Annotated in this window: 21 protein-coding genes and 1 pseudogene; 16 read left to right on the top strand and 6 right to left on the bottom strand. The window is 64.9% G+C overall.

Features of this window, described 5'->3' with window-relative positions; translation table 11 throughout:
* Window positions 1-6 precede the first annotated feature (6 nt).
* From ACVW17_RS32460 to ACVW17_RS32450, 3 genes are all read left to right on the top strand, one after another.
* A complete protein-coding gene (locus ACVW17_RS32460) occupies window positions 7-846 on the top strand; it encodes an enoyl-CoA hydratase family protein (RefSeq protein ID WP_456755670.1) in 840 nt (279 codons plus the stop codon).
* 1 nt (window position 847) lies between these two features.
* Window positions 848-1,243 (top strand): RidA family protein, encoded by a 396-nt coding sequence (locus ACVW17_RS32455; protein ID WP_456755669.1) that lies wholly within the window; start codon window positions 848-850, stop codon window positions 1,241-1,243.
* 286 nt (window positions 1,244-1,529) lie between these two features.
* Window positions 1,530-2,771 carry a flavin-dependent oxidoreductase gene (locus ACVW17_RS32450; protein ID WP_456755668.1) on the top strand — a complete coding sequence of 414 codons (1,242 nt, stop codon included), beginning with the start codon at window positions 1,530-1,532 and terminating at the stop codon, window positions 2,769-2,771.
* Between the two features lie 528 nt (window positions 2,772-3,299).
* Here ACVW17_RS32450 and ACVW17_RS32445 read toward each other — a convergent pair.
* On the bottom strand, window positions 3,300-3,752 hold the full coding sequence (locus tag ACVW17_RS32445) for a cupin domain-containing protein (RefSeq protein ID WP_456755667.1): 453 nt from the start codon (window positions 3,750-3,752) through the stop codon (window positions 3,300-3,302).
* A 21-nt stretch (window positions 3,753-3,773) separates the two neighbouring features.
* Window positions 3,774-4,941 (bottom strand): annotated as a pseudogene (locus ACVW17_RS32440) (ABC transporter substrate-binding protein).
* A 278-nt stretch (window positions 4,942-5,219) separates the two neighbouring features.
* On the opposite strand from ACVW17_RS32440, the gene ACVW17_RS32435 reads away from it, so the two are divergent.
* The 3 genes from ACVW17_RS32435 (at window position 5,220) to ACVW17_RS32425 (ending at window position 8,319) form a co-directional block, all read left to right on the top strand.
* Window positions 5,220-5,714 (top strand): MarR family winged helix-turn-helix transcriptional regulator, encoded by a 495-nt coding sequence (locus ACVW17_RS32435; protein ID WP_029080721.1) that lies wholly within the window; start codon window positions 5,220-5,222, stop codon window positions 5,712-5,714.
* A 3-nt stretch (window positions 5,715-5,717) separates the two neighbouring features.
* Window positions 5,718-6,533 carry an alpha/beta hydrolase gene (locus tag ACVW17_RS32430; RefSeq protein WP_456755665.1) on the top strand — a complete coding sequence of 272 codons (816 nt, stop codon included), beginning with the start codon at window positions 5,718-5,720 and terminating at the stop codon, window positions 6,531-6,533.
* A gap of 142 nt (window positions 6,534-6,675) precedes the next feature.
* Window positions 6,676-8,319: a benzoate-CoA ligase family protein gene (locus ACVW17_RS32425; RefSeq protein WP_456755664.1), complete on the top strand. Its 1,644-nt coding sequence runs from the start codon at window positions 6,676-6,678 to the stop codon at window positions 8,317-8,319.
* A gap of 43 nt (window positions 8,320-8,362) precedes the next feature.
* Here the strand turns inward: ACVW17_RS32425 and ACVW17_RS32420 are convergent, their stop codons facing one another.
* Window positions 8,363-9,976 carry a DHA2 family efflux MFS transporter permease subunit gene (locus ACVW17_RS32420; RefSeq protein ID WP_456755663.1) on the bottom strand — a complete coding sequence of 538 codons (1,614 nt, stop codon included), beginning with the start codon at window positions 9,974-9,976 and terminating at the stop codon, window positions 8,363-8,365.
* A gap of 23 nt (window positions 9,977-9,999) precedes the next feature.
* On the bottom strand, window positions 10,000-11,184 hold the full coding sequence (locus ACVW17_RS32415; protein ID WP_456755662.1) for an HlyD family secretion protein: 1,185 nt from the start codon (window positions 11,182-11,184) through the stop codon (window positions 10,000-10,002).
* 155 nt (window positions 11,185-11,339) lie between these two features.
* Here ACVW17_RS32415 and ACVW17_RS32410 point away from each other — a divergent pair, with 155 nt between their 5' ends.
* Complete coding sequence (locus ACVW17_RS32410) at window positions 11,340-12,044, top strand: TetR/AcrR family transcriptional regulator (RefSeq protein ID WP_456755661.1); 705 nt, start codon at window positions 11,340-11,342, stop codon at window positions 12,042-12,044.
* Window positions 12,045-12,060: 16 nt separating this feature from the next.
* Here ACVW17_RS32410 and ACVW17_RS32405 read toward each other — a convergent pair whose 3' ends face one another.
* Window positions 12,061-13,758 (bottom strand): ATP-binding protein, encoded by a 1,698-nt coding sequence (locus tag ACVW17_RS32405; protein ID WP_456755660.1) that lies wholly within the window; start codon window positions 13,756-13,758, stop codon window positions 12,061-12,063.
* Window positions 13,759-13,906: 148 nt separating this feature from the next.
* Window positions 13,907-14,833: a LysR family transcriptional regulator gene (locus ACVW17_RS32400; protein WP_456755659.1), complete on the bottom strand. Its 927-nt coding sequence runs from the start codon at window positions 14,831-14,833 to the stop codon at window positions 13,907-13,909.
* Window positions 14,834-14,991: 158 nt separating this feature from the next.
* Here ACVW17_RS32400 and ACVW17_RS32395 point away from each other — a divergent pair, with 158 nt between their 5' ends.
* The 9 genes from ACVW17_RS32395 (at window position 14,992) to chvE (ending at window position 25,274) form a co-directional block, all read left to right on the top strand.
* Window positions 14,992-16,023, top strand: a complete 1,032-nt coding sequence (locus ACVW17_RS32395) for a class 1 fructose-bisphosphatase (protein WP_456756577.1) — start codon at window positions 14,992-14,994, stop codon at window positions 16,021-16,023.
* A gap of 11 nt (window positions 16,024-16,034) precedes the next feature.
* Entirely contained in the window at window positions 16,035-16,910 is an 876-nt protein-coding gene (locus ACVW17_RS32390; RefSeq protein ID WP_456755658.1) for a phosphoribulokinase, read from the top strand.
* Window positions 16,907-18,931 carry a transketolase gene (tkt, locus tag ACVW17_RS32385; protein WP_456755657.1) on the top strand — a complete coding sequence of 675 codons (2,025 nt, stop codon included), beginning with the start codon at window positions 16,907-16,909 and terminating at the stop codon, window positions 18,929-18,931. Before ACVW17_RS32390 ends, tkt begins: the two co-directional genes overlap by 4 nt.
* A gap of 15 nt (window positions 18,932-18,946) precedes the next feature.
* A complete protein-coding gene (fba, locus tag ACVW17_RS32380; protein ID WP_456755656.1) occupies window positions 18,947-20,029 on the top strand; it encodes a class II fructose-bisphosphate aldolase in 1,083 nt (360 codons plus the stop codon).
* A 35-nt stretch (window positions 20,030-20,064) separates the two neighbouring features.
* The gene (locus tag ACVW17_RS32375; RefSeq protein ID WP_456756576.1) at window positions 20,065-21,522 is read left to right on the top strand and encodes a form I ribulose bisphosphate carboxylase large subunit; all 1,458 of its coding nucleotides are present in this window, start codon (window positions 20,065-20,067) and stop codon (window positions 21,520-21,522) included.
* 12 nt (window positions 21,523-21,534) lie between these two features.
* On the top strand, window positions 21,535-21,960 hold the full coding sequence (locus ACVW17_RS32370; RefSeq protein ID WP_456755655.1) for a ribulose bisphosphate carboxylase small subunit: 426 nt from the start codon (window positions 21,535-21,537) through the stop codon (window positions 21,958-21,960).
* A gap of 111 nt (window positions 21,961-22,071) precedes the next feature.
* On the top strand, window positions 22,072-23,004 hold the full coding sequence (gene cbbX / locus ACVW17_RS32365; RefSeq protein ID WP_456755654.1) for a CbbX protein: 933 nt from the start codon (window positions 22,072-22,074) through the stop codon (window positions 23,002-23,004).
* The gene (locus ACVW17_RS32360) at window positions 23,001-23,717 is read left to right on the top strand and encodes an HAD family hydrolase (RefSeq protein WP_456755653.1); all 717 of its coding nucleotides are present in this window, start codon (window positions 23,001-23,003) and stop codon (window positions 23,715-23,717) included. The genes cbbX and ACVW17_RS32360 overlap by 4 nt, the downstream gene beginning before the upstream one ends.
* Before the next feature lie 489 nt (window positions 23,718-24,206).
* Entirely contained in the window at window positions 24,207-25,274 is a 1,068-nt protein-coding gene (chvE, locus tag ACVW17_RS32355) for a multiple monosaccharide ABC transporter substrate-binding protein (RefSeq protein WP_456755652.1), read from the top strand.
* The last annotated feature ends 12 nt before the right edge of the window (window positions 25,275-25,286 follow it).

Raw genomic sequence — 25,286 nt, 5'->3', positions numbered from 1 at the left:
GCCATCATGTCCGAGATGAAAGCAAAGCTCCGTCCGTTCAGGGATTATCCCGCAAAGCACTTCCGCTGGTCGACGGACGCGAGCGGTCGCGTTGCGACCATCACGCTGAACCGGCCGGACAAGAAGAACCCGCTGACCTTCGAGTCCTACGAGGAGCTGCGCGACCTCTTCACCAACCTCAAATATGCCTCCGATGTCCGCGCCATCGTGCTGACCGGCGCCGAGGGCAATTTCTGCTCCGGCGGCGACGTGTTCGAGATCATCGAGCCGTTGACACGGATGGCGATGCCGGACCTGCTCGCCTTCACCCGGATGACCGGCGAGGTGGTGCGCGCGATGCGCAAATGTCCGCAGATCATCGTCGCCGCGATCGACGGCATCTGCGCCGGCGCGGGCGCAATGCTGGCGCTGGCATCCGACCTGCGGCTGGCGACGCCCCAGGCCAAGACCGCCTTCCTGTTCACCCGCGTCGGCCTTGCCGGCGCAGACATGGGCGCCTGCGGATTGTTGCCGCGGGTGATCGGGCAGGGCCATGCCGCCGATCTGCTCTATACGGGCCGCGCGATGAGCGCCGACGAAGGTTTTGCGTGGGGCTTCCACAACCGCCTGGTGCCGCCGGCGGAGCTTGCCGCCGCCGCGCAGGAATTGGCGCGCTCGCTTGCGGACGGGCCGTGGTTCGCGCATGGCGTGACGAAAACGATGTTCAACCAGGAATGGGCGATGGGCGTCGACGAGATGATCGAGTCCGAAGCGCAGGCGCAGGCGATCTGCATGGTGACCGGCGATTTCCGCCGCGCCTTCGAGGCCTTCGCCGCCAAGCGGAAACCCGCCTTCGAGGGCAATTGAGATGATCGAGATCCTGCAACCGGAAGGGTGGTCGAAGCCGATCGGCTACGCCAACGGCATGGCCGCGCGCGGCAAACAGATCTTTATCGCCGGCCAGATCGGCTGGAACGGACAATGCGTGTTCGAGACCGACGATCTCGTGGCGCAGATCGGCCAGACCCTGCGCAACATCGTCGCGGTTGCCGCCGCCGGCGGCGCCGGGCCGGAGCACATCGTGTCGATGACCTGGTTTCTGCTCGACCGCAAGGAATATTCCGCGCGGCTGAAGGAGATCGGCACGGTCTATCGCGACGTGATCGGCCGGCGCTTTCCGGCGATGACCGCGATCCAGGTTGCCGGCCTGATCGAGGACCGCGCCAAGGTGGAAATCCAGGCAATTGCGGTGGTGCCGGATTGATGAGAGCGCCGCGATTGCCAAACCCGTCATCCTGAGGAGCGCGGAACGCGCGTCTCGAAGGATGCACGGCCCGGCTGGTGGCCGTCGACCCTTCGAGACGCCGCGCAAGCGCGGCTCCTCAGGGTGACGGGGAAAGAAAGGAATCCGCTGAGCCGATGTTAATCCTAAGGCGAACCGACACGGCTCAACCGAGGGGCAAGGCCACAAACCCGCTTGCGGCCGGGCAACGGGCCATGCGACCCTAGGCCAAGCGTAAAACGTCCTGTTGTGAGTGGAGTAAGGGACGATGAAGGCGATTATCGTCGGAGGCGGAATCGGAGGCCTCACCACTGCGTTGATGCTGCGCTCGCGCGGCATTGCTTGCGAGCTGTACGAGCAGTCGGAGACGATCCGCGAACTCGGCGTCGGCATCAACACGCTGCCGCATGCGATCCGCGAGCTGGCAGGACTCGGTCTGCTCGACAAGCTCGACGAGGTCGCGATCCGCACCTTTGAGCTGTTCTATCTGACGCGGCATGGCCAGCAGGTCTGGCACGAGAAGCGCGGCCTCGATGCCGGCCACGAGGTGCCGCAATTTTCGATCCATCGTGGCCGCCTGCAAGGCGTGATCCATCAAGCGGTGATCGAGCGGCTCGGCACCGACGCGATCCGCACCGGCTGTCGGCTCGGCTCCTTCACGCAGGACGAGGGCGGCGTCTCGGCGTATTTCTTCGATCGCAGCGGGGCGCATGTGCACACGGCGCGCGGCGATATCCTGATCGGCGCCGACGGCATCCATTCCAAGGTGCGGCAAACGCTGTTTCCGGACGAGGGCGGGCCGTGCTGGAACGGGCTGATGCTGTGGCGCGGCGCCACCGACTGGCCGGCGTTCCTGACCGGACGTTCGATGATCATCGCCGGCGGGCTGAACGCCAAGGCCGTGATCTATCCGATCGCACCGGGTTCGAGCCCGGCGAGCCGTCTCACCAACTGGGCGGTGCTGGTGCGGATCGGTGACGGCACCTCGCCGCCGCCGCGCCGCGAAGGCTGGTCCAATCTCGGCCGGCGCGACGAGATGATGCCCTATGTCACCGGTTTCACGATTCCGCAGGTCGACTTCGCCGGCCTGATCAACGCAACGCCGGAGTTCTGGGAGTATCCGTGCTGCGACCGCGATCCCTTGCCCTATTGGTCGAGCGGCCGGGTCACGCTGCTTGGCGATGCCGCGCATCCGATGTATCCGGTGGGCTCGAACGGCGCCTCGCAGGCCATTCTCGATGCGCGCTGCCTTGCCGACATGCTGGCGCGATCGGAGCATCCGCGCCAGGCGCTGGCGGCCTATGAGCGGCAGCGGCTGCCGATGACCGCCGACATCGTCGCCTCCAATCGACGCGGCGGGCCGGAGGGCGTGATCGACGCCGTCGAGCAGCTCGCGCCGCAGGGCTTCACCGATGTCGACACCATCCTCAATTACGAAGCGCGCGAGGCGATCGTGCGCGGCTACGCCGCTAAGGCCGGCTTCGCCGCGCGCGTGGTGGCGCGGCAGTAGGGACGCCGGAACGAGCAGCCTCGGAGCAGCGACTGCTACTCTTCGTAGTGAGGAGGCAATGTCCAACCCGTCACCCTGATGAGCGCGAAGCGCATCTCGAAGGGTCGACGGCCACCGGCGGGGCCGTGCATCCTTCGAGACGCCGCTTCGCGGCTCCTCAGGATGACGGAGAGGAGCTGGCTTTGCCGCGCGCGTGGTGGCTCGGCAGTAGGGACGCCGGAACGAGAGCAGCCTCGGAGCAGGAGCTGCCACCCCTCGTGGTGAGCGGCAACGTCCGATCCATCACCCTGAGAGGATGTGAAGCTTTCACCGCCGTCATTGCGAGGAGCGGTAGCGACGAAGCAATCCATGCTTCCGCGTGTGCCGCGCGATGGATTGCTTCGCTGCGCTCGCAATGACGAAGATTGACCCGTCACCCTGAGGAGCGCGAAGCGCGTCTCGAAGGGTCGACGGCCACCGGCGGGCCGTGCATCCTTCGAGACGCCGCTTCGCGCTCCTCAGGATGACGGAGTGAGGCCGGCGCCTTCGTTACGCCGGAGGCGGCGGCAGGAAGTGGATGTTGTGCTCGGCGGCGAGCCGCACCACGTCGTCCGGGTTCTGCTCCTTCATGTTGTGGATCGCCCAGAACAGGTCGTAGAGCCTCCGCGTCGGCGACACCCAGAACAGCGTCTTGGCCGGCTGCGCCGACTTGTTGAAGATGCCGTGCGGCTTGCCCATCGGCAGCCGCACCAGATCGCCAGGCGTGGCGGATTCATCGGCGCCGTCGAGCATGAAGTCGAGCTTGCCCTCGAGGATGTAGAGATACTCGTCCTGGTCGGGATGGATATGCGGCGGCACGAAGGTGCCCGGCGGGAAAGTGGCGTGCCAGGAGAAGGAATGCTCGGTGCGGCTCTTCGGCACGTAGGTCTGGCCGAGGATGCTCCAGGAAATACCCTGCATGCCCTCATTGGCGCGGGTGATGCCGGCGATCTCGTCTTTCATGGCTGTCGTTTCTCCTGTGATTTACTTGGCGGCGCAGTCCTTGGCGTAACGGTCGCCGTAGTTCGAAAACACCTTTTCGACGATCTCGGTCTGGAATTTGCCGTCCGGCCGCTTGGCGACCTTGGTGAGGTAGAAAATCCTGGATCGGATAGCCGTTGTTGTTGAACTTGAAGTTACCGCGCAGCGAGGTGAAGTCGGCCTTCTGCAGTGCGGCGGCGACCGCGTCCTTGTTGGAGAGGTCGCCCTTCACGGCCTTGACCGCGCTGTCGATCAACAGCGCCGCGTCATAGGCCTGCATGGCATAGGTGCCGGGTACGCCGTTATAGGCCGCCTCATAGGCCGCGACGAATTTCTTGCTCTGCGGATTATCGAGGTTGGGCGCCCAGTTGGCGCCGCCGAACATGCCGACCGCGGCGTCCTGCTGCGCGGGCAGGGTAGATTCGTCGACGGTGAAGGCGGACAGCACCGGCACGGTGGCGCCGGCCTGCTTGTACTGCTTGACGAGGTTCACGCCCATGCCGCCCGGCATGAAGGTGAACAGCGCGTCCGGCTTCTGGGCGGCGATCTTGGACAGCTCCGGCTGGAAATCCAGCGTATTCAGCGGCGTGTAGGATTCCTCCGTGATTTCGCCCTTGTAGTCGAGCTTGAAGCCGGCGACCGAGTCGCGGCCGGCCTGATAATTCGGCACCAGCAGGTAGACGCGCTTGTAGCCGCGGTCCTGCGCCACCTTGCCGAGGATCTCGTGCACCTGGTCGTTCTGATAAGACGTCACATAGAAGAACGGATTGCACTCCTTGCCGGCGTAGCTGGAGGGGCCGGCATTCGGGCTGATCAGGAAGGTCTTGCTGTCGGTGACCGGGCGATGGATCGCGAGCAGGATGTTGGAGAAGATCGGGCCGACCACGAAATCGACCTTGTCGCGCTCGAGCAGGCCGCGCACCTTGACCACGGCAGCGTCGGGCTTCAGCTCGTCATCGGCGTTGACGATCTCGACCTCGCGGCCGGCCATCTTGCCGCCGAGATCTTTCACGGCGAGGGCAAAGCCGTCACGAACCTGCTGGCCGAGAGCCGCGGCAGGGCCGGAGGTCGTGACCAGCACGCCGATCTTGATCTTCTCCTGTGCGGATGCCGGGGTCGCCGCAATACCGAGCAGCGCCGCCAATCCCACGAGCTTCGTCAGATGTTTCATGTTTCTCCCCCAAACCGCCGGCCCGATGCCTCGGCCCGCTTTATTTGGCCTCAGCTTAGTCTGACGCGCGCGACCGCCGCAAGCGATGTGACATTGCGTCAGGTTACCAGTAGCGCAACATGCAAGCGCCGCGCCAATTGCTTGAAGTTTAAAGAAATTGCGGGATCGCGCCGGGAGTTCAGGCAAGATTCGCAATTGTCCTTGCGGCGCGTCGCGAATTGCTTGAAGCTCAAAACAACCGGTCCGGCCGGAACCCGCCGCGGAGGCACGATCGCCGCATGATCCTCGATTCCGAAACCAAAGCCGTCGAACTGCCAGACGATCACGGCACCGAGCTCAGGCTGTGGCTGCGGCTCTTGACCTGCACCACGCTGATTGAAGGCGAGGTGCGCAGCCAGTTGCGCGAGAAGTTCGACGTCACGCTGCCGCGCTTCGACCTGATGGCGCAGCTCGACAAGGTGTCCGACGGCATGACGCTGTCGGACCTCTCGAAGCGGATGATGGTCTCCAACGGCAACGTCACCGGGCTGGTCGAGCGTCTGGTTGAGTCAGGCCATCTCGACCGCCGCACCTCGGAGACCGATCGCCGCGTGCAATTCATCCGGCTCACAAAGCTTGGACGGGCCGAATTCCGCAAGATGGCGGCCGAGCACGAGAAATGGATCGCCGATATTTTCGGCGACTTGTCGCCGAAGGACATCCGCGAATTGATGCGGCTGCTCGCCAAGGCCAAGGGCTCGGCCCAGCGCTCCGCCAAGGCAAGGACTGCTTAAGCCGTGAGCGGGATCGATTACGAGGTCGAATACAACAACCGGGCCCGGGTGCCGGAAAACCCGGCGCTGATGGCCGGCTGGGCGAGGGACTCCGCGGCCTATCGCGAGCAGCATCCGCCGCGGCGGCTGAGCTATGGCCCGGGCAGCCGCAACGTCATCGATCTGTTCGAGGACAATGGCGACGGGCCGCTCGTGGTCTTCATCCATGGCGGCTACTGGCAGGCGCTCGACGGCTCGTCGTCGAGCCACTGCGCGCGCGGCCTCAACGGCCACGGCATCGGCGTCGCGGTGCCGAGCTACGATCTTTGCCCCAATGTCTCGGTCGCCGACATCATCGGCGAGATGCGCGCGGCGTGCCGTGAACTTGCAAAACTCCGCCGGCCGCTGGTCGTGTCGGGGCACTCCGCCGGCGGACATCTTGCCGCATGCATGCTGGCGACCGATTGGCCGGCCTATGATGCGACGCTGCCGAACGATCTGGTCAGGGCTGCTTACGCGATCTCCGGCCTGTTCGAGCTCGAGCCGCTGGTCGGCACCTCCATCAATAAGGCGCTCGGCCTTGACCGCGACGCAGCAAGGGCGGTGAGCCCGCTGCTCTGGAAAGCTCCTCCCGGCGCGACGCTCGATGCCGTGGTCGGCGGCGCCGAGAGCGCAGAATATCACCGCCAGAGCCGGACCATCGTCGATGCCTGGGGCGGAGCAGGCGTGACGACGCGGTTCGGCATTGTGCCCGACGCCAATCATTTCACCGCGATCGCGCCGCTCGCCGACCCGGAGTCGGAGATGGTGGCGCGACTGAAGCAGCTTACACAAATCTGAGATTCCAGGGGATCGCAGCTATTCTCCACCCTTGCGCCGAATTATTTTAAGTATAAAATGATTGGCGCTTGGAACGCTGCCGGGCGTCCTCGATACGATGTTGGTCTTTGGCCTTTCTGGATGGAAAGCGAGGGGCAATCGAATGTCAGGTGAATTTCCCGGGCTCGGCCCATCCGGGCATGTCGACGATTTCGCGCGGCGCAACCTGCCGCCATCGGAGCAATGGCCGCAGCTGCTGCTCGACCGGCCGGAGTTCAACTATCCCGACTATCTCAACGCCGCTGTGGAGCTGACCGACCGCATCGTCGAGCAGGGGATGGGCGATCGCATCGCGCTGATCGGCAATGGCCGTCAGCGCACCTACAAGGAACTGACCGACTGGTCGAACCGCCTCGCGCATGCGCTGGTGGAGAATTACGGGGTCAAGCCCGGCAATCGCGTGCTGATCCGCTCCGGCAACAATCCGGCGCTGGTTGCGGCCTGGCTCGCGGCGACCAAGGCCGGCGCCGTCGTCGTCAACACCATGCCGATGCTGCGCGCGGGCGAACTCGCCAAGATCGTCGACAAGGCCGAGATTGCGCTGGCGCTGACCGACAGCCGGATCGCGGACGAGTTGGTGGCCTGCGCCAAGACCAGCAAATTCCTCAAGCAGGTGGTCAATTTCGACGGCACGCAGAACCACGACGCCGAGCTCGACCGGATCGCGCTGAACAAGCCGGTCAAGTTCGATGCGGTGAAGACCGGCCGCGACGACGTCGCGCTGCTCGGCTTCACGTCGGGCACCACGGGCGAACCCAAGGCGACCATGCATTTCCACCGCGATCTCCTGATCGTCGCGGACGGCTATGCGCGGGAAGTGCTGAAGGTGACGCCGGACGATGTGTTCGTCGGCTCGCCACCGCTGGCCTTCACCTTCGGCCTCGGCGGGCTTGCGATCTTTCCGCTGCGCTTCGGCGCCACGGCAACGCTGCTGGAGAACGCGGCACCGAGCGAGATGATCCGGATCATCGAGACCTACAAGGCGACCATCTGCTTCACCGCGCCGACCGCCTATCGGGCGATGATGGCCGCGATGGACAAGGGAGCCGATCTGTCGTCGCTGCGGCTCGCGGTCTCGGCCGGCGAGACGCTGCCGGCACCGGTGTTCGAGAGCTGGACCAGGAAGACCGGCAAGCCGATCCTCGACGGCATCGGCAGCACCGAGCTGCTGCATATCTTCATCACCAACCGCGTGGGCAGCGCTGTCGGCGGCACCACCGGCACACCTGTTGCCGGCTACCAGGCGAAGATCGTCGACGAGGACATGAACGAGCTGCCGCCGGGGCAGGTCGGCAAGCTCGCGGTTCGCGGCCCGACCGGCTGCCGCTATCTCGCGGACTCCCGGCAGACCAAATATGTCCGCGACGGCTGGAATATCACCGGCGATGCCTTTGTCAGCGACGAGAACGGCCGGCTGTCCTTCGTGGCGCGCGCCGACGACATGATCATCTCGGCGGGCTACAACATTGCCGGTCCCGAGGTCGAGGCGGCGCTGCTCGGACATCCCGATGTCGCCGAATGCGCCGTGGTCGGCGCGCCCGACGAGGAGCGCGGGCAGATCGTCTCGGCGTTCATCGTGCTGAAGCAGGGCGCGCGCAACGACGATGCCGAGGTCAAGCTGTTGCAGGATCACGTCAAGGCGACGATCGCGCCTTACAAATATCCCCGCGCGATCGCTTTCGTCGAGACGCTGCCGAAGACCCAGACCGGAAAGATCCAGCGCTTCAGGCTGCGCGAGGCAAGCTGAAGGCGACGGCCGCTGGCCGTCGCCCCGACGAAAGCAAAATGGGTCAATGTGCGCCGGCGCCGCCGGCCACATTCTTCGGCTTTCCGGTCAACAGGATCGCGATCGCGGCGAACACCAGCACGATGCCGATCACGGCGAAGGTGTCGCTGAAGCCCAGCACGAGCGCCTGCCGCTTGACGATATTGCCGAGCGCCACGATCGCCTGGTTGTGCGCGGTCGCCGGATCGGAGATGCCGTGGCTCAGGAAGTAGTTGGTGACCTCGGCGATCCGGGTGCGCACTTCCTCGCGGCCGAGGTCGACCGACTGGCCGATGATGTTGGAGTGGAACTGCTCGCGCTTGGTGACGATGGTCGAGAGCAGGGCGGTGCCGATCGCGCCGCCGAGGTTGCGCATCATGTTCGAGATGCCGGAGGCCGCGGGCGCATCCTGCGGTGCGACGCTGCCCAGGCTCACGGCCGACAGCGGCGCCAGCATGATCGCCTGGCCGACCGCGCGGACGATGTTCGGGACGAAGAACTGATCGCCGGAATAATCCAGCGACATCTGGATGTTCATGAACGACGAGACCGCAAACAGGATCATGCCGGTGAAGGCGATGTAGCGGGCATCGAAGCGCTGCATCAGCTTCGGCACCAGCGGGATCAGGATCAGCTGCGGCAAGCCGGTCCAGGCCAGCACCTGGCCGATCTGCTCGGCATTGTAGCGCTGCACCTGGCCGAGATAGGCCGGCAGCAGATAGACGGAGCCGAACAGCGCGAAGCCGACGAACACCGCCGAGATGGTGCCGAAGCCGAAGCTGCGCTGGGTCAACAGGCGCAGCCGGATCAGCGGCTTCTCCACGACGAGCTCGATCCAGACGAACAGAGTGAGGCTGACGGCTGCGATGACCGCGAGCTTGACGATGAAGGGCGAGCCGAACCAGTCGTCCTTGTTGCCTTCCTCGAGCACGGCCTGCAATGACGAGAGGCCGATCGCCATGGTGATAATGCCGAGCCAGTCGCCCTCGCGCAGCAACTGCAGCTGCATCGGCTGCCGTTCCAACGTGAAATAAAGGGTGATGACCATGACCGCGGTCGGGACCACGTTGACGAAGAAGATGGTCTGCCAGCCGTAATTCTCGGTGAGATAGCCGCCGATGGTCGGACCGATCGCCGGCGCAAAGGTCACGGCAAGCGCGAACATCGCAAGCCCGACCGGCTGTTGCACCTTCGGCAGCTTGGTGAAGACCAGCGTGAACGCCATCGGGATCAGTACGCCGCCGAAGAAGCCCTGCAGGCCGCGCATCGCGATCATCGACGGCAGGTCATGGGTGAAGGCACAGGCGACGGAGAACGCTGCGAACAGGGTGGCGAAGCCGATGATGATCTTGCGGAACGAGAACACCCGGCTGAGATAGTCGGTCAGCGGGATCACCACGATCTCGCCGATCAGATAGGACGTCGAGATCCAGGAGCCGTTGTCGACGCCGGTTCCGATACCACCCTCGATGTTGAGCAGCGAAGCGTTGGTGATCTGGATGTTGAGGATCGCCATGAAGGCGCCGATCATCGCGGCGACGATGGAGATCCAGACGGCCATGCTGGCCCGGTTGGGATCAGCTGTGACGGCCGCTGCGCGCGGCGCAGCGGCCGGGGAGGAGAGCGCGAGGTCGGACATGACATCACCTGTTTTGGTATCGTTTACTTGAACGAGGCGACTGCGAGCTTGGGAGAGGCGCTGGAGCGCGGCGCCTCGACCGGTTGCGATGCGGTCGCGATGCTCGGGATGACAGACATGCCGGGCCGCAACTCGACCGGCGTCGCGTCGAGCGCGATCTTCACCGGGATGCGCTGCACCACCTTGGTGAAATTGCCGGTGGCATTATCAGGCGGCAGCAGCGCGAATTCCTGGCCGCTGGCGGGCGCCAGGCTGTCGACATGGCCGCGCACCACCTGTCCCGGGAACATGTCGACCGCAATCTCGACCGGCTGGCCCTTGCGGACATTGGTGAGCTGCGTCTCCTTGTAATTCGCGATCACATAGGCGCCGGTGGCCGGCACCAGCGACATCAGCTGCGTGCCGGCCTGCACGAACTGGCCCGTGCGCAAGGTGCGGTTGCCGACCACGCCGTCGATCGGGGCCGTGATGGTGGTGTAGCCGAGGTTCAACTCGGCCTGATGCTGGAGCGCGGTGGCGCGCGCCTGCGCCGCGATGGCCTGGGCAATGTCGGCCTTGAGCAGCTCGACCTGACGCAGCGCGGAGGCGAGATTTGCGGTATCGCGGGCGACGGCGGCCTGTGCGCTGGCGTAGCGTGACTGCGCCTGCTGCGCGTTCTGCACGCTGCCGAAGCCGGTGCCGGCGAGATCGGTGTAGCGCTTGTTCTCCTGCTCGGCAAAAGTCTGGTTCGCGGTGTCGACCGCCAGCGTCGCGCGGGCCGCTTCGATCACGGATTGCTGCACGTCGAGCTGCGCGCGCTTGCTGGTGATCGCAGCGCCCGCGGCGGCGACGTCGGCCTTGGCCTGATCCAGCGCGACCTTGAAATCGCGTTCGTCGATCCGCGCCAGGATCTGGCCGGCGCGCACATGCTCGTTGTCGCCGACCAGCACCGCGCTGAGATAGCCGGAAACCTTCGGCGCGATCGTCGTGTTGTCCGCCTTCACATAGGCGTCGTCGGTCGAGATCTGGAAGCGGCCGACCGTCCAGTAGTCCCAGCCGTACCAGGCGCCGCCCGCGAGGACGGCAAGCGCTGCGCCGGCAAGCAGCAGGCGGCGGAGCGTGCCCTTGGCGGCAGGAGGTTTTGCGGCTTCGGGGGTGGCGATCAACTGCTTGGCGGTCTCGGCCGGAACCTGGCTCTCGGCCTTGAATGATGTCTCATGCTGGCTCATGGCGGCGCTCCTGATCCGTTCTATCCCTTTGGAAACCTTGCCAATCTCGGCATTCGGTCACGGGGGTAATTAGGAAACTTGATGTTTTCCAAAATAGAGCCCATATTGGGACTGTCAATAGAATGACAGTCATCATCTAAAAGCATGGCTCGCGGATGAACCGGAATGACAAGAACCAGACAGAGCAGGCCGCACCGGAGCGGCGCGGCCGCGGGCGGCCGCAGCTTCGCTCCGACGACGAGACGCGCGCGCTGATCTATGAGGCCGCGCGCCGCGAGTTCTCCGAGCGCGGGTTTGCCGCGGCCAATATCGCCGACGTCGCCTGCCGCGCCGGCGTCTCCACCAAGACGCTCTACCGGTTGATCCCGACCAAGCTGGCGCTGTTCGAAGGCATGGTGACGGACCGGATGGACCGCTTCATATCCAGCGTCAATCTCGGCGCCTGCGATGGCCGCGATATCGCCGCGGCCCTGGAGCGGGCGCTGCTGGCCTGCGCCGAACTCATCCTCGATGCCGAGGTCATCGCGCTTCAGCGCATCATCCTCGCCGACAGCGACAAATTCCCCGACATCGCCGAGACGTTCTACGAGAAGGCCATGCAGCGGTCGATCGCCGCGCTGGCGAGCTGGCTCGGCGTGCAGCAGCGGCGAGGGCGGATCGTGCTCGATGATGTCGAGGCGGCCGCAGGCATGCTGCTCGGCATGCTCGTGTTCAAGCCGCAGCGCGACGTGATGTTCGGGCACAAGCCCGCGCCGCTGCACAGCGAGATGGAGGCGCGCGCCAAAGCCTGCGCGGCTCTCTTCCTGTCCGGATGTGCCGCGCCGGCCGACCGGAGCAAACAACCGCGCGGAGACGCGTGATGTCGGAGCGGACCGCTTACTTGGCCGCGACCGCCGAGGCGGGAGGCTGGGTCAGCACCTGGCGGATCATCCGCGCCAGATCGGCTTTGCGATAAGGCTTCGGCAACAGCGTCACGTCGGGGTCGAGACGGCCGTGATGGATGATCGCGTCCTCGGTATAGCCCGAAGTGAACAGCACGCGCACCGAGGGGAGCCTGGCTATCACGGCATCGGCGACCTGCCGGCCGTTCATGCCGCCGGACATAATGACGTCGGTGAACAGCACGTCGCAGACGAAGCCCTTGTCGACGGCCGCCAGAGCTTCCGGGCCGTTGGCGGTGACCATGGTGCGGTAGCCGAGCTGCTCGAGCTGGGCGCTAACATAGTTGCGGACCAGCGGATCGTCCTCGACGACCAGGATGGATTCATGGCCGCCGCGGGTGTCGACCGCAGGCGGCGGCTCGACGTCGACCATGTCGCCCATGCTGCGCGGCAGATAGAGCTTGATCGAGGTGCCGTGGCCCTCCTCGGAATAGATCTTGAGATGGCCGTCGGACTGCTTGATGAAGCCGTAGACCATGCTGAGCCCGAGCCCGGTGCCCTTGCCGGTGTCCTTGGTGGTGAAGAACGGCTCGAACACCTTGTCGCGGATCGCTGCCGGGATTCCGCCGCCGGTGTCGCTGACCGCGACCATCACATATTCACCCGCCCGCACATCGGGATTGGCGGCGGCATAGACCTCGTCGAGGATGACGTTGCTGGTCTCCAGCATCAGCTTGCCGCCGTCGGGCATCGCATCGCGGGCATTTACGGCGAGATTGAGCAGCGCGGTCGCCATGTGGTTGGGGTCGATGAAGGCCGGCCAGGCGTCGGGCTCGAGCGCGGTATCGATCTCGATCTGCTCGCCGAGCGAGGGGCGCAGCAGCCGCGCGGTGTCCTGCACCAGCGTGTTGAGATCGGCTTCGCGCGGTTGCAGCGGCTGCTGCCGCGAGAACGCCAGCAGATGCTTGGTCACCTCGGCGCCGCGAAAGGCCGCATCGCTGATCATCTTGGTGACCGACGACAGCGCGGCATCGTGCTCGACGGCCTCGGCGAGGATGTCGATCAGGCCGGTGATGACGGTCAGGATGTTGTTGAAGTCGTGCGCGATGCCGCCGGTGAGGTGGCCGACAGCTTCCATCTTCTGCACTTGGCGCAGCTTCTGCTCGGCTTCGAGCTGCTCGCGGGCGGCCTCGACCTCGCGCGCGCGCATGAAGATCTCGGCTTCCATCTGCTCGGTGCGCTCGCGCAGCCGGTCGGTCAGTTCGGCCTGCTCGGCGCCGCGCTGCTTCAGCTGAATGAAGCTGGTGACGTCCTCGACCCGATGGATGATGTAGGTGAACTGTCCGGTCGGCCCGAACACCGGCGTATTGCGCGGGCTCCAGAAGCGCTCCTCGAATCCGCCGCCCTCCGATTCGGGCTTGCGGATGTCGTATTTCTGCACCGTCATGGTGTCGGGACGGCGAAACTGGACCACGCGCTCGAGTGAGGCGCGCAGGTTCCGCACGCCGTCGGCGGCCGGATCGTCCGGATTGTCGGGAAATACTTCGAACAACCCGCGTCCAAGGATCGCAGCGCGCTCGGTCCTGGTGGCGCGCAGATAGGCGTCGCTTACTGCCACGATGCGGAAGTCGGGCTGCGTCAGCACCAGATAGAGGCCGGGCGCCGCCTCGAATAACGCCTTGAAGTCAGGCATCGGCGGGGACTGGTTTTGCAGTTCATCCTCCCTCGCAGGGATACGGTCCGCCACTGACCGCGCTCAAGATGTGACACGCGTCTGCTGGAACTTCAATGGTTAACATACGGCGCCAATTCGATTTTTTCGATCGGTCGATGGTGCGGCGCTAGCGTGAATTGGGCAGATAACGCCAGCCCTCCTTGCCGAGGAATTCCAGCATGGCCTGTGCCGGCGGCAGCAGGATCTTGTCGGTGCGCCGGATCGCGTGCCATTGCCGGACGATCGGCAGGCCCTTCACCTTGAGCACCACCAGCCGGCCGTCCTCCAGCTCATGGAACACGGTGTGCTGCGAGATGAAGGCGATGCCGAGCCCGGCCATCACGGCCTGCTTGATGGTCTCGTTGCTGTCCATCGCCATGCCGAGCTTCGGCTCCAGTCCGACCCGCTCGAAATATTGCTGCATCAGCATCCGCGTGCCTGACCCTTGCTCGCGGGTGATGAAGGTCTCGTTGGCGAGCTCGGACGGGGCGATGTGCCGGCGCCGCGCCAGCCGATGGTCGGGCGCTGCGATGATGAAGTGCGGATGCCGGCCGAGCGGCTTCATCTCGACCTCGACATCGGCCGGCGGCCGGCCCATCACCGCGATGTCGAGATCGTAGCCGCGCAGCGCGTCGCGGATCTCCTCGCGGTTGCCGATCCGCAGCGTGACCTCGATCTTGGGAAAGCGGCGCGAGAACGCCGCGATCGCGAACGGCACGAAGTATTTCGCGGTCGAGACCGCGCCCATCGCAACGCGGCCGCCGCTGCGGCCTGCGATCATGTCGAGCGATTGCTCGCAATCCTTCAGCGCCGCCTCGATCCGCTCCACCAGTGTGAGCACATGCGCGCCGGCATCGGTCAGCGCCATGCCGTCGCCGGTGCGCTGGATCAGCGGCAATCCCGCGAGCGCCTGCAAATTGCGGAGCTGCAGGGTCACCGCCGGCTGGGTCAGGTTCAGCCGGTTCGCCGCCGAGGTGATCGAGCCGGCCTCGTGCAGGGTCGATAGCGCGCGCAGCTGGCGGATGGTCAGGTCCCGCGAGAAGTTGCCGGCCATATCTCACAAGCTCCATAAGAAATACTTTGCCCGGACCAAAGATAATAAAATTTCCCTAATTGGGCAATTCGCGCGTTGATACGGCGAGGGCGACTCTCTGAGGTCGCCTCTCGAAGCCTCGGGACAGAGGGCGCGATCATAGGGAGAGGCCGGTGGAGATTCGTCCTGCATTGCATGCCCATCTGGAGTGGCCGACGCGGCATAACCCGCTGCGCGCCGCGACCGTGGCGGTGATCGAAGCGCTTGCGGCGGCCGCAATCGAGCTGTCGCGCACCATTGCCGCCGGGCCGCTCGCCGGCATCGGCGGCGACAGCGGCGGCGTCAATCCCGACGGCGATCGCCAGAAGACCATCGACATCGTCGCGGACGGCCTGATGCGCGACGCGCTGCGCACGGCGCCGGTCGCCGCGGTGCTGTCGGAGGAGGCCGAACTGCCGGAGACGCTCGATCCCGATGCGCCGCTTTGCGTCGCGATCGATCCGCTCGATGGATCGGCCAATCTCGAAAACAACATCTCGATCGGCACGATCTTCTCGATCCGGCCGAAGGGCAACGACGTTCTCTCGACCTTCTTCGAGCCCGGCACGGCGCAATGCGCCGCCGGCTGCTTCATCTACGGTCCGCAGACCGTGCTGGTGCTGGCACTCGACCAGTGTGTCGACTGCTTCACGCTGGATCCGCGCAGCGGCGAGTTCGTCCTGACGGCACGTGACCTGCGGGTGCCGCAGGACGCCTCGGAATTCGCCATCAATGCCTCGAACCGGCGGCACTGGAGCGGCCCGGTGCGCAACTACATCGACGACTGCCTCGCCGGGGTGAATGGCGAACTTGGGCAGGACTACAACATGCGCTGGATCGGCTCGCTGGTGGCGGAAGCCTACCGCATCCTGATGCGCGGCGGCGTGTTCCTCTATCCGGCGGATGCGCGCCAGGGCTATCGCGAAGGCCGGCTGCGCCTGCTCTACGAGGCGCATCCCATCGCACTGATCATGGAATGGGCCGGCGGCGCCGCGTCGAATGGCCGCTCCCGCATCCTCGAATTGTCGGCACGCACGCCGCATCAACGTGTGCCGCTTATCATGGGATCGACGCGCGCCGTGCGCGACGTCGATGCGATCCACCTGACCGTCGAGCCGTTGTTCGAGAGCAGCGATGCCCCGCTGTTCGCGCGGCGCGGCCTGTTCCGCTGAAGGGGGAACGTATGTCTCGCAGGCATCCCATCATCTCGATCACCGGCTCCTCCGGCGCCGGCACCACCTCGGTGAAGAAGACGTTCGAGAACATCTTCCGCCGCGAGAACGTGATCGCGGCCTATATCGAGGGCGACGCCTTCCACCGCTACGACCGCACCGAGATGCGCAGCCTGATGGCGGAGCGGGCCGAGCACGGCAACAAGCACTTCAGCCATTTCAGCCCCGAGACCAATCTGTTCGAGGAGCTGGAGAAGCTGTTCAGCGACTATGCCGAGACCGGCACCGGAACGACACGGCACTACGTGCACGACGAGGAGGAAGCGCGGCTCTACGGCGCCAAGCCCGGCACCTTCACCGCCTGGGAGGCGCTGCCGGAGAATTCCGACCTGCTGTTCTACGAGGGCCTGCATGGCGCCGTGGTCACCGACAAGGTCAATGTCGCGCAGCACGCCGACCTCAAGATCGGCGTCGTGCCGGTGATCAACCTCGAATGGATCCAGAAGCTGCATCGCGATCGCAGCCATCGCGGCTACTCCACCGAGGCGGTGACCGACACCATCCTGCGCCGCATGCCGGACTACGTGAATTACATCTGCCCGCAATTCACCGAGACCGACATCAACTTCCAGCGCGTGCCGACGGTCGATACGTCGAACCCGTTCATCGCGCGCTGGATCCCGACCCCTGACGAATCGATGGTCGTGATCCGCCTGAAGAACCCGCGCGGCATCGATTTTCCCTATCTGCTCTCGATGATCCCGAACAGCTTCATGTCGCGCGCCAATTCGATCGTGGTGCACGGCGCCAAGCTCGATCTCGCGATGCAGCTGATCCTGACCCCGCTGATCCTGCAACTGATCGAACGAAAGAGGCGAACGATATGACGACCGCACTTGCGTCCGTTGCGAGCCGCCCCGACGTCAGCCATGACGAGATGGCCAATGCCATCCGCTTCCTCGCCATCGACGCGGTGGAGCAGGCGAAATCCGGCCATCCCGGCATGCCGATGGGCATGGCCGATGTCGCGACCGTGCTGTTCACCGACTTCCTGAAGTTCGACCCGGCCGATCCGGCCTGGCCCGACCGCGACCGCTTCGTGCTGTCGGCCGGCCACGGCTCGATGTTGCTCTATGCGCTGCTCTATCTCACCGGCTACGAGAGCATGACGCTCGATCAGCTCAAGGCGTTCCGGCAGTGGGGATCGCAGACCCCGGGACATCCGGAATACGGGCATACGCCCGGCGTCGAGACCACGACCGGGCCGCTCGGGCAGGGCATTGCGACTGCGGTCGGCATGGCGCTCGCCGAGCGATTGATGAACGCCCGCTTCGGCGACGATCTCGTCGACCACTACACCTATGTGATCGCCGGCGATGGCTGCCTGATGGAAGGCCTCAGCCACGAGGCGATCTCGCTCGCCGGCCATCTGCGGCTGAACCGGCTGATCGTGCTGTTCGACGACAACCGCATCTCGATCGACGGCGCCACCTCGCTGTCCTGCTCGGACGACCAGGCGGCGCGGTTTGCGGCGAGCGGCTGGAACGTCGGCCGCATCGACGGCCACGATCCGCAGGCGATCTCCGCGGCGATCCGGCAGGCCCGGTCGAGCGATCGTCCGTCGCTGATCGCCTGCCGCACCGTGATCGGGTTCGGTGCGCCGAACCGGCAGGGCAGCGAGAAGGTGCATGGTGCGCCGCTCGGCACCGACGAGGTGGCGAAGACCCGCAGCGCGCTGCGCTGGCCGTATCCGGCCTTCGAGGTCCCCGATGCGGTGCTGGCCGAGTGGCGCGAGCTCGGCGGCCGTGGCCGCGACGCGCGACGCGCCTGGATCGAGCGTTCGCGTGCCGCCGGCAAGACCGACAAGGGCGAACGGTCGCCGTTCCACGACGCGCTGAACCGGAAACTGCCCTGCGCCTATACCAAGGCCATGGTGGCGCTCGTCGAACGCTTTGCGACCGAGCAACCGAAGCTCGCCACGCGACAGGCCTCGCAGCAGGTGATCGACGTGATCGCGGAGGCGCTGCCCAATCTGCTGGGTGGCTCGGCCGATCTGACGCACTCCAATCTCACGCAGGCGAAGTCGCAGGTCTCGGTGCGACCGGACACGCTCGACGGCAGCTACATCCACTATGGCATCCGCGAGCACGGCATGGCGGCGGCGATGAACGGCATTGCGCTGCATGGCGGCTTCATTCCCTATGGCGGCACCTTCCTGAGCTTCGCCGATTATAGCCGGCCGGCGATCCGCCTTGCGGCGCTGATGGGGATCCGTGTTATCCATGTCATGACTCATGACTCGATCGGGCTCGGCGAGGACGGGCCGACGCATCAGCCGGTCGAGCATCTGGCGGCGCTGCGCGCGATCCCGAACGTGCTGGTGTTCCGTCCGGCCGACGCGGTCGAGACCGCGGAAGCCTGGGATTGTGCGCTGAAGGCAGAGAGTTCGCCGTCGATCCTCTGCCTGTCGCGGCAGGCGCTGCCGACGGTTCGCACCGATATCAAGGACAACCAGGTCGCGCTCGGCGCCTATGTCCTGGTCGAGCCGGCCTTCGCGCGTGACGTCACCCTGATTGCAACGGGTTCGGAGGTGGCGATCGCGCTCGAAGCCGCAAGGCTGCTGGCGGAAGACGGGGTACAGGCCGCGGTCGTCTCGGCCCCGTGCTTCGACCTGTTCCGCCAGCAGCCGAGCGACTATCGCGCCCAGGTACTGGGCAGCGCACCGCGCGTCGGCGTGGAAGCTGCGGTCGAAGGCGACTGGGCGCGCTGGCTCGGTGACAACGGGGCGTTCGTCGGCATGACCGGCTTCGGCGCCTCCGCGCCGGCCGACGTGCTGTACCGCGAATTCGGCATCACGCCGGCGGCGGTCAAAGCCGCAGCAAAACAGCTCATGCAACGAGCGAATTGAAAGGAGGACGCCACGATGGCGCGGATCACATTGAGGCAATTGCTGGACCATGCCGCCGAACGCGGCTACGGCGTGCCGGCCTTCAACATCAACAACATGGAGCAAGGCCTCGCCATCATGGAAGCGGCGGCCGGCTGCGATGCGCCGGTCATCATCCAGGCCTCGCGCGGCGCGCGGTCCTATGCCAACGACATCATGCTGGCGAAGATGATCGACGCGCTGGAGGAGATGTATCCGCAGATTCCGCTCTGCCTGCATCTCGATCACGGCAATGAAGAGGCGACCTGTGCCACCGCGATCCGCTACGGCTTCACCTCGGTGATGATGGACGGCTCGCTCAAGGCCGACGCCAAGACCGCGGCCGACTATGACTACAATGTCGACATCACCCGCCGGGTGGTCGACATGGCGCACTGGGTCGGTGCCTCGGTCGAGGGTGAGCTCGGCGTGCTCGGCTCGCTCGAGCATGGCGGCGGCGAGCAGGAGGACGGTCACGGTGTCGAAGGCAAGCTGAGCCAGGATCAGCTGCTCACCGATCCCGACCAGGCGGTCGATTTCGTCCGCGCCACCAAGGTCGACGCGCTGGCGATCGCGATGGGCACCTCGCACGGCGCCTACAAGTTCACGCGCAAACCCGACGGCGAGATCCTGGCGATGCGCGTGGTCGAGGAGATCCACACGCGGCTGCCGAACACGCATCTGGTGATGCACGGCTCGTCCTCGGTGCCGCAGCCGCTGCAGGACCTGTTCAACCAGTTCGGCGGCGAGATGCCGCAGACCTGGGGCGTCCCGGTCGAGGAGATCGTCCGCGGCATCAAGCATGGCGTGCGCAAGGTCAATATCGACACCGATTGCCGCCTCGCGATGGCCGCAGCCTTCCGCAAGGTCGCTGTGCAATCGAAGAGCGAGTTCGATCCGCGCAAATTCCTCAAGCCCGCGATGGATGCGCTGCGCGAACTCTGCCGCGACCGCTTCGAGCAGTTCGGCACCGCCGGCAATGCCGCCCGGATCAAGGTGGTGGCGCTGCCTGAAATGGCCCGTCGCTATCGCGCCGGCGGGCTCGATCCGCAGATTGGAAAGATCACCCAGGCCGCCTGAGCAACAGCGGCGAACGACAGGAGATTTTGATGAATATGCAGCAGTCGATCACGGTGCGCGGTAAGGATCGCTACAAGTCCGGCGTGATGGAATACAAGCGGATGGGCTATTGGGAGCCGAACTACGAGCCCAAGGACACCGACGTGATCGCGCTGTTCCGCGTGACGCCGCAGGACGGCGTCGATCCGACCGAAGCCTGCGCGGCGGTGGCGGGTGAATCCTCGACCGCGACCTGGACCGTGGTGTGGACCGACCGGCTGACAGCTGCGGAAAAATACCGAGCGAAGTGCTATCGCGTCGATCCGGTGCCGAACTCGCCGGGCAGCTACTTCGCCTACATCGCCTATGATCTCGATCTGTTCGAGCCGGGCTCGATCTCAAACCTGACGGCGTCGATCATCGGCAACGTGTTCGGCTTCAAGCCGCTGAAGGCGCTGCGGCTCGAGGACATGCGGCTGCCGACCGCCTATGTGAAGACGTTCCAGGGTCCGGCGACGGGCATCGTGGTGGAGCGCGAGCGGCTCGACAAGTTCGGCCGCCCCTTGCTCGGCGCCACCGTGAAGCCGAAGCTCGGCCTGTCCGGCCGCAACTATGGCCGCGTCGTCTATGAGGCGCTGAAAGGCGGGCTCGACTTCACCAAGGACGACGAGAACATCAACTCGCAGCCCTTCATGCACTGGCGCGAGCGCTTCCTGTACTGCATGGAGGCGGTCAACCGCGCGCAGGCCGCGACCGGGGAGATCAAGGGCACCTATCTCAACGTCACCGCGGCGACCATGGAGGACATGTACGAGCGCGCCGAGTTCGCCCATGAGCTCGGCTCCAACATCGTCATGATCGACCTCGTGATCGGCTACACCGCGATCCAGTCGATGGCGAAGTGGGCGCGCAGGAACAACATGATCCTGCATCTGCACCGTGCCGGCCACTCGACCTACACCAGGCAGCGCAGCCACGGTGTCTCGTTCCGCGTGATCGCGAAATGGATGCGGCTCGCCGGTGTGGACCACATCCATGCCGGCACCGTGGTCGGCAAGCTCGAAGGTGACCCGAACACCACGCGCGGCTACTACGATATCTGCCGCGAGGACTTCAACCCGATGCAGCTCGAGCATGGCGTGTTCTTCGACCAGAACTGGGCGAGCCTCAATAAGCTGATGCCGGTGGCCTCCGGCGGCATTCATGCCGGCCAGATGCACCAGCTGCTCGACCTGCTCGGCGAGGACGTCGTGCTGCAATTCGGCGGCGGCACCATCGGCCATCCCCGCGGCATCCAGGCCGGCGCCACTGCGAACCGCGTCGCGCTGGAAGCCATGATCCTCGCCCGCAACGAGGGCCGCGACTACGTCCATGAGGGACCGGAGATCCTGGCCAAGGCGGCGCAGACCTGCACGCCGTTGCGCGAGGCACTCGAGGTCTGGAAGGACGTCACCTTCAATTACGAATCGACGGACGCCCCCGATTTCGTTCCCACGCCGAGCATGGCGGTCTGACAGGAGTTTCTCATGCGCGTGACCCAAGGCTGCTTTTCTTTCCTGCCCGATCTCACCGACGAGCAGATCGCTGCGCAGGTGCAATACTGCCTCGACAAGGGCTGGGCGGTGAACATCGAGTTCACCGACGACCCGCATCCCCGCAACACCTATTGGGACATGTGGGGCCTGCCGATGTTCGACCTGCGCGATGCGGCCGGCATCATGAAGGAGCTCGCCGACTGCCGGCGGGTCTATGGTAACAGCTACATCCGGATATCCGGCTTCGATTCCAGCCATGGCTGGGAGTCGGTTCGGCTGTCCTTCATCGTCAACCGGCCGCGGGAGGAGCCGGGCTTCCGGCTCGACCGCTCGGAGGCTGCCGGACGCAACCTTCGTTACGCGACACATGCCTATGCGGCTGATCGCCCCGAGGGCGAACGCTACGCCGATCATTGACCGCGTCCGGTTGGCAAGCCAGGCGGGTTGCTCCCTCGACCGTCTGGTCCGGATGCACTTCTCCGTCGTCGCCGCAGCGACGACGGAGCTTTTTTCGAAAGCGAGAGGATGATGACGCAAGCGCAAGAACATATCGAACAAGCGATCCGCGAGACGCCGCCGGAGACCATCGACCTCCGGCATGAATTCGCCGACCTCGGCATCGGCGACGTGCTCGACCAGCTCGATTCCGAATTGATCGGCCTGAAGCCGGTGAAGACCCGCATCCGCGAGATCGCCTCGCTGCTTTTGGTCGAACGCATCCGGCAGAAGATGGCGCTGGCGACGACATTCCCGACGCTGCACATGTCGTTCACCGGCAATCCCGGCACCGGCAAGACCACGGTTGCGCTCAGGATGGCCGGCATCCTGCACAAGCTCGGCTTCGTGCGCCGCGGTCACGTCATCAGCGTCACGCGCGACGATCTTGTCGGGCAATATATCGGTCACACCGCGCCGAAGACGAAAGAAATCTTGAAGAAAGCGATGGGCGGCGTGCTGTTCATCGACGAGGCCTATTACCTGTACCGTCCCGAGAACGAGCGCGATTACGGCCAGGAGGCGATCGAGATCCTGTTGCAGATCATGGAGGCCCAGCGCGAGGATCTGGTGGTGATCCTGGCCGGCTATGGCGAGCGCATGGAGAAGTTCTTCCAGAGCAATCCGGGCTTCCGCTCCCGCATCGCGCATCACATCGACTTCCCGGACTATTCGGACGGCGAGCTGCTGTGGATTGCCGAGCTGATGCTGCAGCAACAGAATTATCGTTTCTCCCCCGAGGCACGCGAGGCCTTCACCCGCTACATCGGCATCCGCAAGGAACAGCCGCTGTTCTCCAACGCGCGCTCGATCCGCAACGCGCTCGACCGCATCCGGCTGCGCCAGGCCAACCGGATCGTGGCGAAGCTCGACCGCACGCTGACGGCCGACGACGTGATGTCGATCGAGGCCGGCGACGTGCTGGCCAGCCGCGTGTTCGCGAAAGGGGCGGGCGAGGGGCGATGAACCAGGCGCTCGCACTGATCCGGACATCCGGGATGCGCGACATCATTGCGAACGCCCGCGCCTTGATCTTCGATGTCGACGGCACGCTGGCCGAAACCGAGGAGGTGCACCGCCGCGCCTTCAATGAGGCGTTTGCCCAAGCCGGGCTCGACTGGTTCTGGGATCAGGTCACTTACGGGCGGTTGCTCCGGGTGGCCGGCGGCAAGGAGCGGATTCGCGCGTTCGACCAGCGCAATGCGGTTCCGTCGCTGACATTCGCCGACATCGCCGACCTGCACAGGATCAAGACCGCGCGCTACGCCGCGTTGATTGCCGCGGGCGGCTGCCCGTTGCGGCCGGGGGTGCGCGCCTGGCTCGCCGGTGCGCGCCGCCGCGGCCAGCGGCTGGCGATCGCCACGACCACCTCACATGGCAATATCGATGCGCTGCTCTCGGTCGCGCTCGGGCTGGACTGGGCCGGCCTGTTCGAGACGATCGTTGCCGGCGACGACGTGCCGCGAAAGAAGCCGGCCCCCGACGTCTATGTCGAGGTGTTGGCGCGGCTCGCGCTTGGTCCGTCGGATTGCATTGCCGTCGAGGATTCCGGCAACGGCCTCGCTGCTGCGGCGCAGGCGGGCATCCCCACGATCATCACCCGCAGCACCTATTTCAGCGGCGACGATTTTGCCGAGGCGTTGCTGGTCGTCGACGATCTCTCGGAGATCGACGCCTAAGCCACTGTCGCCGGCTGGCAGTTCCGATTAATTTATTCATGTAGTGAAATAAATGATGCTTGCATCCCTAGCATAGTGGGGGCACACTCCGACCGAAGGTTGCCATAGGCAGACGCACCACCTCATGATCCTCGATTCGCCGATCAATTTATTCGGACAGTTAAATAAATGACCAGTCGGTGCTGGCAGGCATATGGCAAGGGCAACGTCCACCAAAGGTTGCTGGAAACAAGTACCGCACCACCAGGGCTCTCCGGCGATGCTGGCGCTCGCCGACGATGCCGGGAGACGCGGCTTATGATCCTCCGCTTCATTCCTGCGCCTCGTCCGTCCCACGACATGACTCGCGGGTGAAAAATTTCGGTCGGTGACGGTCCCTGCGCGATCCGAGATCGCGGTAGACCTGCGGCCAGCCTACCAATGATAGCCGTCGATTGACGCTGTCCACGGCAACGGTAAACCAACTCAAAAAAACCAAGGGAGTGAAGCATGTTCAAGTTGAAGACCACCTTGTTCGCGCTGGCGTTGGCAGGTCTCTCCGTGGCCGCATCGGACGCGTACGCCCAGAGCAAGGCCACCATCGGCATTGCGATGCCGACCAAATCCTCGGCGCGCTGGATCGACGACGGCAACAACATGGTCAGGGTGCTGAAGGAGCGCGGCTACGGCACCGATCTGCAATATGCCGAGGACGACATCCCGAACCAGCTTTCCCAGGTCGAGAACATGGTGACCAAGGGGGCCAAGGTGCTGGTCATTGCCGCGATCGACGGCACCACGCTGTCCGACGCGCTGAAGCAGGCCAAGGCTCAGGGCATCACGGTGATCGCCTATGACCGGTTGATCCGCGACACGCCCAATGTCGACTACTACGCGACCTTCGACAATTTCCAGGTCGGCGTGCTTCAGGCCAGCTCGATCGTGAATGCGCTCGGGCTGAAGGACGGCAAGGGTCCGTTCAATATCGAGCTGTTCGGCGGCTCGCCCGACGACAACAATGCCTATTTCTTCTACGATGGCGCGATGTCGGTGCTGAAGCCATACATCGACAGCGGCAAGCTCGTGGTCGGCAGCGGCCAGATGGGCATGAACAAGGTCGCCACCTTGCGCTGGGACGGCGCGACCGCGCAGGCGCGGATGGACAATCTGCTCAGCGCCTTTTACGGCAAGAAGCGCGTCGATGCGGTGCTCTCGCCCTATGACGGCCTGTCGATCGGCATCATATCCTCGCTGAAGAGCGTCGGCTACGGCAGCAAGGACCAACCGATGCCGGTCATCAGCGGTCAGGATGCGGAAGTGCCCTCGATCAAGGCGATGCTGCGCGGCGAGCAGTATTCGACCATCTTCAAGGATACCCGCGACCTCGCCAAGGTCACCGCCGACATGGTCGATGCCGTGCTGAGCAAGAAGGAGGTCAGCGTCAACGACACCAAGACCTACAACAACGGGGTCAAGGTGGTTCCGTCCTATCTGCTCAAGCCGGTCGTGGTGGACAAGACCAATTGGGAGAAAGTCCTGATTGACAGCGGCTACTATAAGCGCTCGCAATTCGACTAGAGCGGCCGGCGG

This window comes from Bradyrhizobium sp. USDA 4473 (assembly GCF_054063335.1).
This window is presented reverse-complemented; position numbering and strand designations above follow the sequence as displayed.

Excerpts from the sequence above, each read along its gene's own strand:
- ACVW17_RS32460 (WP_456755670.1), top strand. The coding sequence starts at position 7 with ATGTCCGAGATGAAAGCAAAGCTCCGTCCGTTCAGGGATTATCCCGCA.
- ACVW17_RS32455 (WP_456755669.1), top strand. The coding sequence starts at position 848 with ATGATCGAGATCCTGCAACCGGAAGGGTGGTCGAAGCCGATCGGCTAC.
- ACVW17_RS32450 (WP_456755668.1), top strand. The coding sequence starts at position 1,530 with ATGAAGGCGATTATCGTCGGAGGCGGAATCGGAGGCCTCACCACTGCG.
- ACVW17_RS32445 (WP_456755667.1), bottom strand. The coding sequence starts at position 3,752 with ATGAAAGACGAGATCGCCGGCATCACCCGCGCCAATGAGGGCATGCAG.
- ACVW17_RS32435 (WP_029080721.1), top strand. The coding sequence starts at position 5,220 with ATGATCCTCGATTCCGAAACCAAAGCCGTCGAACTGCCAGACGATCAC.
- ACVW17_RS32425 (WP_456755664.1), top strand. The coding sequence starts at position 6,676 with ATGTCAGGTGAATTTCCCGGGCTCGGCCCATCCGGGCATGTCGACGAT.
- ACVW17_RS32420 (WP_456755663.1), bottom strand. The coding sequence starts at position 9,976 with ATGTCCGACCTCGCGCTCTCCTCCCCGGCCGCTGCGCCGCGCGCAGCG.
- ACVW17_RS32415 (WP_456755662.1), bottom strand. The coding sequence starts at position 11,184 with ATGAGCCAGCATGAGACATCATTCAAGGCCGAGAGCCAGGTTCCGGCC.
- ACVW17_RS32410 (WP_456755661.1), top strand. The coding sequence starts at position 11,340 with ATGAACCGGAATGACAAGAACCAGACAGAGCAGGCCGCACCGGAGCGG.
- ACVW17_RS32405 (WP_456755660.1), bottom strand. The coding sequence starts at position 13,758 with ATGCCTGACTTCAAGGCGTTATTCGAGGCGGCGCCCGGCCTCTATCTG.
- ACVW17_RS32400 (WP_456755659.1), bottom strand. The coding sequence starts at position 14,833 with ATGGCCGGCAACTTCTCGCGGGACCTGACCATCCGCCAGCTGCGCGCG.
- ACVW17_RS32390 (WP_456755658.1), top strand. The coding sequence starts at position 16,035 with ATGTCTCGCAGGCATCCCATCATCTCGATCACCGGCTCCTCCGGCGCC.
- tkt (WP_456755657.1), top strand. The coding sequence starts at position 16,907 with ATGACGACCGCACTTGCGTCCGTTGCGAGCCGCCCCGACGTCAGCCAT.
- fba (WP_456755656.1), top strand. The coding sequence starts at position 18,947 with ATGGCGCGGATCACATTGAGGCAATTGCTGGACCATGCCGCCGAACGC.
- ACVW17_RS32375 (WP_456756576.1), top strand. The coding sequence starts at position 20,065 with ATGCAGCAGTCGATCACGGTGCGCGGTAAGGATCGCTACAAGTCCGGC.
- ACVW17_RS32370 (WP_456755655.1), top strand. The coding sequence starts at position 21,535 with ATGCGCGTGACCCAAGGCTGCTTTTCTTTCCTGCCCGATCTCACCGAC.
- cbbX (WP_456755654.1), top strand. The coding sequence starts at position 22,072 with ATGACGCAAGCGCAAGAACATATCGAACAAGCGATCCGCGAGACGCCG.
- ACVW17_RS32360 (WP_456755653.1), top strand. The coding sequence starts at position 23,001 with ATGAACCAGGCGCTCGCACTGATCCGGACATCCGGGATGCGCGACATC.
- chvE (WP_456755652.1), top strand. The coding sequence starts at position 24,207 with ATGTTCAAGTTGAAGACCACCTTGTTCGCGCTGGCGTTGGCAGGTCTC.